At 62.6% G+C, this 12,856-nt stretch carries 10 protein-coding genes; 5 read left to right on the top strand and 5 right to left on the bottom strand.

Features of this window, described 5'->3' with window-relative positions; translation table 11 throughout:
* Window positions 1–15: 15 nt before the first annotated feature.
* From fdhF to Q1V57_RS11860, 4 genes are all read right to left on the bottom strand, one after another.
* Window positions 16–2,847: a formate dehydrogenase subunit alpha gene (fdhF, locus tag Q1V57_RS11875; RefSeq protein ID WP_300531010.1), complete on the bottom strand. Its 2,832-nt coding sequence runs from the start codon at window positions 2,845–2,847 to the stop codon at window positions 16–18.
* A gap of 3 nt (window positions 2,848–2,850) precedes the next feature.
* Window positions 2,851–4,392 carry an NADH-ubiquinone oxidoreductase-F iron-sulfur binding region domain-containing protein gene (locus Q1V57_RS11870; protein WP_300531008.1) on the bottom strand — a complete coding sequence of 514 codons (1,542 nt, stop codon included), beginning with the start codon at window positions 4,390–4,392 and terminating at the stop codon, window positions 2,851–2,853.
* A complete protein-coding gene (locus tag Q1V57_RS11865) occupies window positions 4,385–4,813 on the bottom strand; it encodes an NAD(P)H-dependent oxidoreductase subunit E (RefSeq protein ID WP_300531006.1) in 429 nt (142 codons plus the stop codon). Before Q1V57_RS11865 ends, Q1V57_RS11870 begins: the two co-directional genes overlap by 8 nt.
* Before the next feature lie 90 nt (window positions 4,814–4,903).
* A complete protein-coding gene (locus tag Q1V57_RS11860) occupies window positions 4,904–5,983 on the bottom strand; it encodes a hypothetical protein (protein ID WP_300531003.1) in 1,080 nt (359 codons plus the stop codon).
* Between the two features lie 227 nt (window positions 5,984–6,210).
* Between Q1V57_RS11860 and Q1V57_RS11855 the strand changes: the two genes are divergently transcribed.
* From Q1V57_RS11855 to Q1V57_RS11845, 3 genes are read left to right on the top strand one after another with little or no spacing between them, the layout of a single operon-like run.
* Window positions 6,211–6,846 carry a helix-turn-helix domain-containing protein gene (locus Q1V57_RS11855; RefSeq protein ID WP_300531001.1) on the top strand — a complete coding sequence of 212 codons (636 nt, stop codon included), beginning with the start codon at window positions 6,211–6,213 and terminating at the stop codon, window positions 6,844–6,846.
* A gap of 2 nt (window positions 6,847–6,848) precedes the next feature.
* Window positions 6,849–7,493: a helix-turn-helix domain-containing protein gene (locus tag Q1V57_RS11850; RefSeq protein WP_300531000.1), complete on the top strand. Its 645-nt coding sequence runs from the start codon at window positions 6,849–6,851 to the stop codon at window positions 7,491–7,493.
* Window positions 7,494–7,516: 23 nt separating this feature from the next.
* Window positions 7,517–8,158, top strand: a complete 642-nt coding sequence (locus Q1V57_RS11845; protein ID WP_366145145.1) for a helix-turn-helix transcriptional regulator — start codon at window positions 7,517–7,519, stop codon at window positions 8,156–8,158.
* A gap of 71 nt (window positions 8,159–8,229) precedes the next feature.
* Here Q1V57_RS11845 and Q1V57_RS11840 read toward each other — a convergent pair whose 3' ends face one another.
* Window positions 8,230–9,966 carry a M28 family metallopeptidase gene (locus Q1V57_RS11840; protein ID WP_300530999.1) on the bottom strand — a complete coding sequence of 579 codons (1,737 nt, stop codon included), beginning with the start codon at window positions 9,964–9,966 and terminating at the stop codon, window positions 8,230–8,232.
* Window positions 9,967–10,164: 198 nt separating this feature from the next.
* Between Q1V57_RS11840 and Q1V57_RS11835 the strand changes: the two genes are divergently transcribed.
* Window positions 10,165–11,844, top strand: a complete 1,680-nt coding sequence (locus tag Q1V57_RS11835; protein ID WP_300530997.1) for an MFS transporter — start codon at window positions 10,165–10,167, stop codon at window positions 11,842–11,844.
* A 5-nt stretch (window positions 11,845–11,849) separates the two neighbouring features.
* Window positions 11,850–12,719 carry an alpha/beta hydrolase gene (locus tag Q1V57_RS11830; protein WP_300530994.1) on the top strand — a complete coding sequence of 290 codons (870 nt, stop codon included), beginning with the start codon at window positions 11,850–11,852 and terminating at the stop codon, window positions 12,717–12,719.
* The last annotated feature ends 137 nt before the right edge of the window (window positions 12,720–12,856 follow it).

Genomic DNA, 12,856 nt, shown 5'->3' with positions numbered 1-12,856 from the left:
GTGCTTTTCGCGCGCTTATTCGGCGGTGATTGCATCGTGTTTCCGCTGGGTTCGGGCGCGATCGCGTTGCCAATCGGACGGCATGTTGGCGGGCGCGACCTGCACCGCCGTTACCTTGTATTCCGGGCAGTTCGTGGCCCAGTCCGACAGCTCTGTGGTGACCACATTGGCGCCGGATTCAGGGTGGTGGAAAGTGGTGTAAACGACCCCGGGCGGAACCCGCTCGCTGAGCGTTGCGCGAAGCGTGACGGCCCCCTTGCGGCTGGACAGCGAGACCATGTCGCCCGCCTTCAAGCCGCGGGTCTCTGCATCCGACGGGTGGATCTGGAGCACATCCTCCTCATGCCAGCGGCTGTTCTCGGTGCGTCGGGTCTGGGCGCCGACATTGTACTGGCTCAATATCCGGCCCGTGGTCAGCAGCAGCGGGAAGCGGCGCGAGGCCTTTTCCTCGGTCGGGATGAACTGGGTCAGCATGAAGCGGCCCTCGCCACGGACAAAACCGTCGACATGCATGATCGCTGTACCGGCCGGAGCGCTGTCATTGCAGGGCCATTGTACCGAGCCCTCGCGATCAAGCCGGTCAAAGCTGACGCCGGCGAAGGTCGGGGTGAGGGCGGCGATCTCGTCCATGATGGCAGCGGCATCGCGATAGGCCATGTCATAGCCCATGGCGCGGGCCAGGCGGCAGACGGTCTCCCATTCCGACAGGCCCTGCTTTTCCGGCATGGCCGGGCGGACGCGATTGATGCGGCGTTCCGCATTGATGAACGTGCCGTCCTTTTCCAGGAAGGCGGTGCCCGGCAGGAAGACATGGGCGAAGGCGGCGGTCTCGTTGAGGAAGAGGTCCTGGACGATGACGCAGTCCATCGCCCGTAATGCAGCCTGGACGTTTTGCGTATCGGGATCGGATTGGGCGATGTCCTCGCCCTGCACGAACAACCCCTTGAAACTCCCGTCCAGCGCGGCGGAAAGCATGTTGGGAATGCGCAGACCCGGTTCATCGCAAAGGTCCTGCGACCAGGCCTCCGCGAAAATCGAACGCACCGCCGCGTCAGAGACATGGCGATAGCCGGGGAATTCGTGCGGGAAGGAGCCCATATCGCACGAGCCCTGGACGTTGTTCTGACCCCTCAGCGGGTTCACGCCAACACCATTGCGGCCGATATTGCCCGTTGCCATGGCCAGATTGGCCATGCCCATCACCATGGACGAGCCCTGGCTGTGTTCGGTCACGCCGAGACCGTAATAGATCGCGCCATTGCCGCCGGTCGCATAGAGCCGGGCGGCCTGGCGCAGGGTTTCGGCGGGGACGCCGGACACCGCCGCAACCGCTTCGGGGCTGTTCTCCTGGCCGGCAATGAAGTCGGCCCAGCGGGCAAAGCTCTCAGCTTCACAACGCTCGGCCACGAAACGCGTATCAACCAGTTTCTCTGTGACGATCACATGGGCCAGCGCGTTGACCACGGCGACATTGGTGCCGGGGCGCAGCTGGATGTGGTGGTCGGCCTGGATGTGCGGGGAGCGTACCAGGTCAGTGGCGCGCGGATCGATGACGATGAGTTTCGCTCCGGCGCGCAGGCGCTGTTTCATGCGCGAGGCAAAAACCGGGTGCGCATCGGTCGGATTGGCGCCGATGACGAGGATGACATCGGCGGCGTCGACCGAACGGAAATCCTGGGTGCCGGCCGAGGTGCCGAACGTGTTCTTCAACCCGTAGCCGGTGGGGGAGTGACAGACCCGGGCGCAGGTATCGACATTATTGTTGCCGAAGGCGGCCCGGACCATTTTCTGGACTACATAGACTTCTTCATTGGTGCAGCGCGAGGAGGTGATGCCGCCGATCGCGCCGGTTCCGTGCGCGGTCTGGATTGCTTTGAAACGCTGCGCCGCGAAGGCGATGGCCTCATCCCACTCGACCTCGCGCCAGGCATCGGTGATGGCCTCGCGCACCATCGGTTTCAATACCCGGTCAGGATGGCTGGCATAGCCCCAGGCGAAGCGTCCCTTGACGCAGGAATGGCCTTCATTGGCGCCGCCCTCGGTATCCGGCGTCATGCGCACGACTTCATCGCCCTGCAGCTCGGCGATAAAGGAACATCCGACGCCGCAATAGGCGCAGGTCGTCTTCACCGAGCGGCGCGGTTGGCCATGCTCGACCACGGACTTTTCCATCAAGGTTGCGGTCGGGCAGGCCTGGACGCAGGCTCCACAGGAGACGCATTCGCTATCGAAAAAGCCTTCATCCAGGCTGGCGGAGATCTTCGAGTCAAAGCCGCGCCCGTCGACGGTCAGTGCCAGCGTGCCCTGGATCTCGTCACAGGCCCTCACACAGCGCGAGCAGACGATGCATTTTGATCCATCGAACTGGAAATAGGGATTGGACGCATCGACCGGTTCGGCCAGGTGGTTCTCGCCTTCAAAACCGTAGCGCACCTCGCGCAGGCCAACCTCGCCGGCGGTATCCTGCAGCTCGCAATCGCCATTGGCCGAACAGGTCAGGCAATCGAGCGGGTGGTCGGAGATGTAAAGTTCCATCACCCCGCGGCGCAGGGCTTCCAGCCGCGGCGTCTGGGTCGACACCGCCATGCCGGCTTCCACCGGCGTGGTGCAGGAGGCCGGTGTGCCTTTGCGGCCCTCAATCTCGACCAGGCACATGCGGCAGGAGCCGAAGGCCTCGAGCCGGTCAGTGGCGCAGAGTTTGGGAATACGGGTATCGATCAAGGCCGCAGCCCGCATGATCGAGGTGCCTGCCGGCACGCTGATCGGCTGGCCGTCAATCGTCAGCGCGACCGTGTCCGGGCTGTGTTTCGGCGGCGTGCCGAGATCATTATCGCGTCGGCTGGCCATGCTTCACTCTACCACATCTGCCTCACGCGCCTGGGCACGCGGCTCAAAATCTTCCGGGAAGTCGCGGATCGCGCTCATCACCGGCATCGGGGTAAGACCGCCCATGGCGCACAACGAGGCATCGGCCATCAGCGTACAAAGGTCCTCGACCAGGTCGAGATTGGCGCTTACATCCACGCCTTTGCGGATCTTGGCCAGGGTTTCACGGCCGCGCACTGCGCCGATCCGGCAGGGCGTGCACTTGCCGCAGCTTTCCTCGGCGCAGAATTCCATGGCGAATTCCGCCTGGGCGGCCATGTCGACGCTCTCGTCGAAGACGACAATCCCGCCATGACCCAGCATGGCGCCATTGGCCGCGAGACTTTCATAATCCATCGGCACATCGAGCTTGTCAGCGCGAACATAGGCGCCCAACGGTCCGCCAAGTTGAACCGCCCGCAGCGGACGGCCACTGAGCGTTCCGCCGCCGAAATCCTCGACCAGGCGTTCCAGGCTGATGCCGAAATCCAGCTCCAGCAATCCGCCGCGCCTGATATTGCCGGCCAGCTGGAAGGCCTGCGTCCCGGTCGAACGCTCATGCCCGCGTGCCGCATAGGCATCGCCGCCATGCTCCAGGATCCACGGCATGGAGGCGAGAGTGAGGACATTGTTGATGATGGTGGGTTTGCCGAACAGGCCGGAAATGGCCGGAATGGGCGGTTTGGCGCGGACCTGGCCGCGCTTGCCCTCCAGGCTTTCCAGCATGGCGCTTTCCTCCCCGCAGACATAGGAGCCCGCCCCGCGGCGCAGATGGATATGGAAGCGCTGGCCCGATTGCAGAATATCCTCGCCCAGCCAGCCGCGGTCTTCCCAGGCTTTGAGCGCTGCTGCCAGGGTGCGGATAGCGTCAGGATATTCCGAGCGCAGATAGATATAGCCGGTCTCCGCTCCGATGGCCCGGCCGGCGATGATCATGCCGGCGATCAGCTGGCCCGGATCGCCCTCCATCAACATGCGGTCGGCAAAGGTGCCGCTATCGCCCTCATCGGCATTGGCGCAAATGTATTTCTCGGCTCCGGGCTGGGCGGCCGCGGTCTTCAGCTTGATCCCGGCCGGGAAACCGGCTCCGCCACGGCCGCGCAGGCCGGATGTTGTGATCGTCTCGACGATCTCTTCAGGGGAACGAGCGAGCGCCGCTTTCAGTCCCTTCAGTCCGCCGGCCGCTTCGAACATGTCGAGGTCGAGCGGGTCAATCACCCCGCAGCGGGCGAAGATCAGCCGCGACTGGGCTTTCATCCAGTCCAACGCCTCCACCGGGCCGAGGGATGTGGCGTGATTTTCGGGAAAGTCCTGAGCGGCGAGTTCGCTTGCCGCGGCCACCGTCAGCGGGCCAAAGCCGACACGTTTGCCATCGCGCTCGATTTCCGCCAGCGGCTCAAGCCACAACATGCCCCGCGATCCGGTTCGTACGACCTCATATCCAGCGTCTTTGAAGGCGTTGGCGACAGCGTCAGCCCCGACAGACCGGGCGGCCGCATCAATCGGCAGGAAGATACGGTCAGCCATTGAGTGCCTCCGCCCGGGCGTCTTCCAGCGTATCCGCGTCAGCGCGACCGATGAGCCGGCCCTGCACCATGGCCGCCGGTCCGAGCGCGCAATTGCCAAGGCAATAAACGATTTCGGTCTCGATGCCCCGGGCGGTCAGGGCAGCGGCGAGCGCTTCGCTGCCGACCGCTTGGCAAGCCTCGGCGCGGCATAGCTTGATCCGCGCCGGACTGGCCGGAGCGGTGGTGAAGTCGCTGTAGAAGCTGCGCACACCCTGAACATCCGCACGCGTAATGTTCAAACGCGCGGCGATGTCTCGGGCGGCCTCGTCGCCGACATGACCGAAACGGGCCTGCACATCGTGCAGGATCTCGATCAGGGCCGATGGCTCGTCCTTATAATGTGCACAGATCTCCGCGATCCCATCGGTGTGATGCGACACGGTCTGCTCCCCGGTATCTCATTCTTATACCGGAGAGTTTACCGACATGGCGGCGAAAGGAAATGGCTTTGTTGACGTATACGTCAGCCCTTAGAAGCCGAGCACATTCGTCAGATAGCCCGGGAAGTCGGAGAGCACGTAGCCGATCTCACCCTTGGCTGCCGCCGGCAGGAAGATGGCGAGGATGACCGAGATCACCAGACCGATCAGGGCGCGAACAATGTCAGAGGCGATATCACCGAGCGCGGCGAGCTTGCTGCGCAGGCCAGCGACATAGGAGATTGCGATCTCACGGCCAGCAAGCATGCCGAGGAAGACCCAGGTGGTGCTCATCGGAATGTCGTTGAGCTCTTTGAAGTAGAGCAGGATCAGGCCGTAGATGAAGTCGACCAGCGTGGCCGCACGCACGTCTGTCGTATTGGTCTTGCTCAGGACGATCTTCTGGATTTCACCGCCGCGGGTTTTGAAGATGATCGCGTGCAGCACCAGCATGACGACGGTGGCGAAAATCAGGAGGGTCGGCGTGAAGGCGACCTGCGTGCCCGCCTCGGTGATGGTCGTGGTGCGCGGCAGGAAGACAAAGATATTGGCCAGATCCTGCATCAGCCATTGCGACCACAGGAAGGCGGTCGAGGCCCACTGCAGTACGAACCAATGCGGCTTGATCGGCTGGTCTTTCGTGTTCGTGATCCAGCGCTCGAACATGCGCGATACGATCAGATAGACAAAGAAGGCGGCGCTGATGGCGACCAGATAGCCCAGGGCCGATTTCTGCAGCATGCTCGGCAGAACGCCTTCCGTAGCGGCGCCGCCGGTCAGCGCGAAGATCGTCAGAACCAGGAAGGTGGTGGAGACCGGAACGCCGAAGCGGGTCAGCACCAGAAGGAAGAGCGGCGGAATGGCGTGATACCATTGCACCCCGTTTTCCGGGTAGGGGATGGTGTTCAGACGGTCGAAGGCGATATCGCCATTATAGGCGAAATAGCCGTAGATCATCACCGCGACGATAATCGAACAGGCGTAGATCCAGAGCACCCACCAGGGTCGTTGCGAGTTCGATGAGAGGAAGGTCCCCAACGTCTGAATGGCGTCATTGGCGACGATCGCATAGGCGGCAAACAGGAAGCCGACAATCGACCAGGTCCAAACCCAAATACTCAGATTTTCCATCGAACGATCCCCAAGGAACTCAATCGCGGCGGAAACTGCAACGCCTGTGATTAAGTAGCAATCTCGAAAGGCTGCGGGGGTGTGTTTTTCACAAAACTGTCAAAGCGGGTGATTGCCGGGAATCAATCGACGCGTCATTGCATTAGGGGTTCACATATCTGCATAAAGTGGTTATAAAATATAACCTGACGCTAGCGCAAACCGAACGCGTCTGGTTCTAAGACCTGATGATGGATACGCGATTCAACAATAGCGAAATATATTGGCCGGCCGTGGTTCGGCATTATCGCGTGTCTGCGGGGTTAAATCAAACCGAGCTCGCCAACCGTCTGGCTGTGACCCAGACCATGGTCTCGCGCTGGGAAGCCGGCGGCGCTGCTCCGAGCCGGCGGGTGCAGGATCTCCTCTTCGATCTTTTCTGGGCCGATAGTGCGACCATCTCGCGCGATGTCTGGATGCAGCGCATTGCTCACAATCCCTGCATGGTGTTCGTCGTTGACGCTCAGGGTGTGGTGCAGACCGCCAGCCGCGGTTTTGCCCGTCTCGCCGGGTGCTCGCCAGATGAAATCGCCGGCCGTTCGATCGACGCTCTGTTCGAAGGGGACGCCATGTCCCTGTTCGAACGTCTGAGCGAAGCCGGGTTTTTTGAAGGGCGCATCGCCGGGGCGGAAAGCGCCGAGCTCTATATCGGGCGCGATCAGGCGGCCGGCAGCCGGTTCTTCGCCCACGGTCTGCACCGGCCGGTCTTTATGCCCGGACCCCAGGTCTTGTGGCTGGCTTCCGGTTCGGAGGTCACGCAGCAGAATTATGAAGATGTACGCGAACGCCTGGGCGGGCCGAGCGTGTTGCGGAAGGCGATCTAGGCATGGCGAAAGCCCGCACTCCTGCACAAAACGGCGATGTGAACTGGCCGGAAGTGCTCAAGAAATACCGCTTCTCCAAAAACATGAAACAGGCCTCACTGGCCGAGGATCTCAATGTGACCCAGGCGATGATTTCGCGCTGGGAGTCCGGTGCAATCGCGCCGGGGCGGGACATGCAGGGTAGAATTCTCGCCATGGTCGAGCAGGAAACCCTGGCCACCCCGATGGTCGGCTGGCGACAATTCGTGACCGATCAGCCGGCGATCGCCGCGGTGATTGATCCGGATGGCCGGATTGAAACCGTCAGTGTCGGCCTGATCCGGGAAACCGGCATCGGCCGTGCCGATATGGAAGGTCAGCGCATTGATGGCGTCTTTTCTGGTGACCTGTTGAAACTGTTTTCTTGGCTTTCAACGATAGGATTCTTTGACGAACGCGTCGAAACCGTTGAAAGTGCTGATAGGTACTGTATCCACAGGCCCGATGGCGCGGAGGATTCTTTCTGCGTTCACAACATGCACTGGTGGCGGCGCGGCGAGGACAGGAGACCGCGCTGGATTCTCACCGGGGCACGCGTGGACGAAGCGGAATTCGAAGCCCTGCGGGAGGAATTCGGCGCACAGGCGCGTATTATGCCTGTCGACTAGACGCTTTTTTGGGGGCGAGCTTGGTGCACGATATCAACCTGTCAGTGTCGTCTGGTAAGGTGAATTGGCCGTCGATCATCCGGAATTTCCGGATGTCGAAACGTTTGAAACAAGCTGCGCTCGCGGCCGATCTCGGCGTGACTCAGGCCATGATTTCGCGCTGGGAGAACGGCGAATCCGATCCGCCAGAGCGGGTCAAGCGGCGCATGGCCGAGCTGGTGCAGGACGCCTTCGTGGTCGCTCCGGCGCCGACCTGGGTCGATCTGGTCACCCTCAATCCCGGCATTGAATTCGTCACCGACAGCCTTGGCATGTTCAAGGCCATCTCCAATGGCGCGCTGGATCTGTTCGGCGTCGGCCGTGAGGAGATTGAGGGGCGTCAGGCGCAACAATTCCTCGGCGGAGATTTCGCCGCGACCATGGATCAGGTGCGCGAGAAGGGGATGTTCCAGTCCAATCTCGCCTTCGCCCAGAGCCTGGGCTCGCTGGAGATCAATGTCGCCTCGGGCATGAAAACCGTCTTGTGTGACTTCATCCACTGGCCGCGCCTGTCCGAGGCCCGCACCGTGTATTGCGTTCACTCCGGTGCTGTCATCGATGAAGCCGCCTATACGCGCCGCCTGGAAGAGCGCGGCGATCGCTTCACGGTGCGCAAGACGTTCTGACCTTCTGGCCATGGCGGCAAAGAAAAAGGGCGGCCCCGCAAGGCCGCCCTTTCTTTTGCCGGGTGCGAGGCTTACTCGCTACGCTGGGCATCGCGCAAGGCGCGGAACTCATTGCCCTCATACCAGTTCGGCCAGTCGGTCGAATTGGCCAGCTCGGTGCCGACATTGAAGAAGAGCTGCGCGTCCTCGACCATGCCGTCCATATTCCAGTCCTCGGAATATTCATCCGCTGGAGCGTGATAGCGGCGGGCACGGTATTCCGCGGCGAAGGCCGCGCCGGCTTCGGTGCCGCCCTCGCGCAAGTCGAAACCGCCATCCGCGTACAGCATCGGCACGCCCTGCTTGGCCAGGGAGATGTGGTCTGAGCGGTAGAAATAGCCCGCCTCCGGGTTCGGATCCGGAACGATATAGCGATCCTGGGCCTCCGCCTGGGTGGTCAGGATGTCCTCCAGCTCCGAGGCGCCATAGCCGACCACGACGACGTCATTGGACCGGCCCATCGGCAGGATGGCGTCGATATTGAGCCCGCCGACTGTTTGTGACAGCGGCTGGATCGGGTTGGCACCGTAATAGGCCGAGCCGAGCAGACCCGATTCCTCGGCGGTCACGGCCAGGATCATCACCGAGCGTTCCGGCGGGTTGGCGACGAAAGCCTCACCGATCTCCAGGATGGCCGCGGTCCCGGTCGCATTGTCGACAGCGCCGTTATAGATCGCGTCCTCGGTATCAAAGCGCTGGCGCACGCCGATATGGTCCCAGTGAGCGGTATAGATGACGAACTCATCGGGCCGTTCCGTGCCTTCGACGACACCGACCACATTGCGCGAGCCCAGCGTGCGGGCGGTATTGCGCAGGCTGGCACTGGCGGTCAGGCCGCTCATCGGCACCGCTTGGAAGCCGGGCTGTGCCGCGGCGGCGGTGAGCGCATCGAAATCCAGACCGGTGAGCTCGAACATGCGCCGGGCCGAGCCTTCGGTGACCCAGCTCTCAACATTGGCGAACGTGCCTTCACCGGGCGCGCGGGCGAGGTCGAGCTGGGCGCCGGTCCAGGAGCCGGAGACGACATTCCAGCCATAGGAGGCCGGAGCGGTCTGGTGGATGACGATGACGCCGGCAGCGCCCTGGCGCGCGGCTTCTTCATACTTGTAGGTCCAGCGGCCGTAATAGGTCATGGCATTGCCGTTGAAGATGCCGGCCTCGGGATTGGCATAGCCCGGATCATTGACCAGCATGACCACCGTCTTGCCCGTAACATCGACGCCGGCATAGTCGTTCCAGTCATATTCCGGCGCCACGACGCCATAGCCGACAAAGACCAGCTCGCTGTCCTCGACGGTGACTTCATCGGCATTGCGCTTGGTCCAGTAGACCACGTCCTGGCTCATCGCCAGGCCCAGCGGCTCGCCCTCGAAGGAAATGTCGAAGCTGGAATTATCGGTGTCCAGGGTGACTTCGAGCAGCGGGACGGGTTGGAAATAGCTGCCCTCATAGCCCGGCTGCAGGCCGATGCGGGCCATCTCGTCGGCGATCCATTGGCTTGCCGCGACACCGCCGGGCGTGGCCGGGGCGCGGCCCTGGAAATGATCATCGGCGAGGGTGGCAATGCGATAGCGCAGGTCCGCATCGGTGATCTCTGACGAGGTGCTGACCCCGTCCATCGACGGCACTTCGATAACGCGTTCGGCCGGCGCGGCGGCGGCTTCGGTCACTTCAGCGCTTTCGGTTTCGGCCTCATCGACCGGTGCGGATTGCTGGCAGGCGGTGAGCGCAAGGCTGCTAACCGTCGCTGCGAGAATGAGATTTTTCATCGTTTCCCCCCTTGGACTTTGCCGCCTCAGCGGCCAAGGTGGGCCATCCTGCACCGGTGCGCGCCCAACGCAAGCCGGGGATCACTGAACAGTTTAAAGCATTTGCGATTTGACCAAACCTGAATGGTCATTCATGTTTGCGCAGGAGCACGTACCGCGGCCGGAACAAAAAGCGGTGCTGCCAAGGGGAGAAAATTCATGGCCGAGAATGCCAGCACGGACGATGCGCAGCCCAAGCACAGCAAGAGCTATCGCACCCTGGTCCTGGCGATGCTGTTCATCGTCTACGCCTTCAATTTCCTGGATCGCCAGATCATTTCCATTCTCGCCATCCCGATCAAGGATGAGCTCGGTCTGAGCGACGAACAGCTTGGCCTGCTCGGTGGTATCGCTTTCGCCTTGCTCTACTCCACGCTCGGGGTGCCGATCGCCTGGCTGGCTGACCGGATGGACCGGACCTGGATCATGACGATCTCCCTGACCGTGTGGTCGGCTTTCACGGCGCTGAGCGGTTTCGCGCAGAACTTCATGCACCTCTTCCTCGCCCGCGTCGGTGTCGGCGTCGGCGAAGCGGGCGGTGTTGCCCCGGCCTATACGATTATTGCCGATTACAACCCGCCATCTGAGCGGGCGCGGGCGCTGGCGATCTATTCGCTAGGTATCCCGGTTGGCTCTGCCTTCGGTGTCATCGCCGGCTCGTTGATTGCCAGCGGGTCGTTCTCGGAAAATCTGGACTGGCGCTCGGCCTTTATCATCGTCGGCCTGGCCGGTGTCGTTGTCGCGCCCTTGTTCAAATTCCTCGTCAAGGAACCGGTGCGCGGTCAGTATGACGCCCAGCCCGTCGCTCCGGCGGCCGAGAAACCCGCTGTCGGCCCGCTTTCGGACAAGAAGGCGAAAATGCTGGCCCTGCGCGGCGCGGTGATCCTTGCCGCTCCCAGCCTGCTCTCGGTCTTCAATATTCTCCTGTTCGGCGCCAACGCGGCCCAGCCAATCTGGATGCTGCTGCTGGCAGCGGCGTTTGGTGCGGCGTGCGGCTGGTATGCGGGAGGGTTGTGGGCGCGCAACACCAGTGTCGTTCAGATCATGCTGATCACCTCCGGGCTGGTCCTGGTTCCCGGCCTGGTGGCCTGGGTTGGCGGCGCGCTGGTTACGGGCAATGAGCTGGGATGGGGCGCTTATGGCTGGCTCATCGGCCGCGCCATTGCCGGCCTGCTGCTGGGCGCTTTCTTCTTCACCTTCCGGGACTTCCTTGAAGTGACCCTGGAGAAGCACAGCTTCTGGCTGATGGTGGCGGGGGCTTCGGCCTCCTCGATGATGGGCTATGGCATCTTCTTCTGGCTGCCCTCCTTCTTCTCGCGCACATTCGATCTGGGCCTGGTGCAGACCGGCTGGGTCTTCGGTGGCGTGCTCTTCGTCGCTGGCAGCCTCGGCATCGTGCTCGGCGGCGTGATGGGCGACTGGATGGGCAAGCGCAGCCGCTCGGCCTTCGCCATTGTGCCCGCTATTGCCTTCATTTTTACCGCGCCCTTCTACTGGCTCGGTATCATGTCGCCGACGGTATGGATCGCGACGGCCTTCATGTTCGTGCCGACGGCGCTGGGCCTTGCCTGGCTCGGGCCGGTCCTGTCCGCCTTCCAGCACCTGGTGCCGCCGGACATGCGCACCCGCGCCTCCTCGGTCTTCCTGTTGATCAATAATCTCGTCGGCATCGGCGGCGGGGTGTATGTGCTCGGACGCGTCTCGACCGTGCTCGAGCCGCAATTCGGTGAGGACAGCCTGCGCATGTCGATCCTGGCTGGCTCGATGCTCTATATCGTTGCCGCCATCTTCTTCTGGCTGGCATCGCGCTATCTCGCGCGCGATTGGGTTGAGGACTAAAGCGAATGATCGGCGGTTTCACAGACCATTACTTCACCACGGCTGACGGCCCGCGCTTGCATTTCCGGGACTACCCGGCGGTGGGGGTAGAGACCGGGGTGCCGGTGCTCTGCCTGCACGGGCTGACCCGCAATGTGAAGGATTTCGAGGAATTGGCGCCGATGATTGCGGCGCTGGGACGGCGGGTGATTGTCGCCTCCCAGCGTGGCCGCGGACAATCCGAGCCGGATCCGGACATGGAGCGCTACCAGCCGCTGACCTATGCCGGCGACATGATCGCCCTGCTGGAAAGTCTTGAGATCGCAAAGGCGGTCTTTGTCGGCACCTCGATGGGCGGGCTGATGACGATGATCACCGCGGCGACGCGGCCGGATCTGGTCGCCGCAGCCGTGATCAATGATATCGGTCCGGAGCTGAGCGAAGAGGGGCTCAACCGCATTCGCGAAAACACCTCCAGCCGCGAGCCGGTCGACAGCTGGGAAGAGGCTGCGGCGCGCAGTCGCGAAAGCAATCTGGAAGCTTTCCCGCGCCGGGCTGATGACCAGGTATTCTGGGACGCTTTCGCCCGCCGCTGCTGGAGCAAGAATGCGGAGGGTCAGCTGGCACTGGAGTATGACGGCAAGATCATCGACGCGATGAATGCCGGAGGCCCGCTTCCGGATCTCTGGCCCTTCTGGGAACCGTTCAAGTCTATTCCCGTCCTGCTGATCCGTGGCGGTATCACCGATCTTCTGACCGAGGCCACAGTTTCGGAAATGAAGCGCCGTGCGCCGGACATGGCCTATGCCGAGGTGCCGGCGGTCGGCCACGCGCCTTTCATGACCGAGCCGGAAGCCTGGGTCGCGATCGAGCGTTTCATGGGTGAGGTGGGCTAACGCTGCCTTCTTCTTCCCCGCGAGCGGGGAAGTGGTCCGGCTATCAGCCGGCTCGGTGGAGGTGAGCGCCAGAGAATTTGGCGCCGACTTGCGGGCTACGCCCTCCAGCCCCTCCGTCTCAGCGCAAGCGCTGATCC

The organism is Maricaulis sp. (genome assembly GCF_030149425.1).
Lineage (GTDB): Bacteria > Pseudomonadota > Alphaproteobacteria > Caulobacterales > Maricaulaceae > Maricaulis.
This window is presented reverse-complemented; position numbering and strand designations above follow the sequence as displayed.

Excerpts from the sequence above, each read along its gene's own strand:
- fdhF (WP_300531010.1), bottom strand. The coding sequence starts at position 2,847 with ATGGCCAGCCGACGCGATAATGATCTCGGCACGCCGCCGAAACACAGC.
- Q1V57_RS11870 (WP_300531008.1), bottom strand. The coding sequence starts at position 4,392 with ATGGCTGACCGTATCTTCCTGCCGATTGATGCGGCCGCCCGGTCTGTC.
- Q1V57_RS11860 (WP_300531003.1), bottom strand. The coding sequence starts at position 5,983 with ATGGAAAATCTGAGTATTTGGGTTTGGACCTGGTCGATTGTCGGCTTC.
- Q1V57_RS11855 (WP_300531001.1), top strand. The coding sequence starts at position 6,211 with ATGATGGATACGCGATTCAACAATAGCGAAATATATTGGCCGGCCGTG.
- Q1V57_RS11850 (WP_300531000.1), top strand. The coding sequence starts at position 6,849 with ATGGCGAAAGCCCGCACTCCTGCACAAAACGGCGATGTGAACTGGCCG.
- Q1V57_RS11840 (WP_300530999.1), bottom strand. The coding sequence starts at position 9,966 with ATGAAAAATCTCATTCTCGCAGCGACGGTTAGCAGCCTTGCGCTCACC.
- Q1V57_RS11835 (WP_300530997.1), top strand. The coding sequence starts at position 10,165 with ATGGCCGAGAATGCCAGCACGGACGATGCGCAGCCCAAGCACAGCAAG.
- Q1V57_RS11830 (WP_300530994.1), top strand. The coding sequence starts at position 11,850 with ATGATCGGCGGTTTCACAGACCATTACTTCACCACGGCTGACGGCCCG.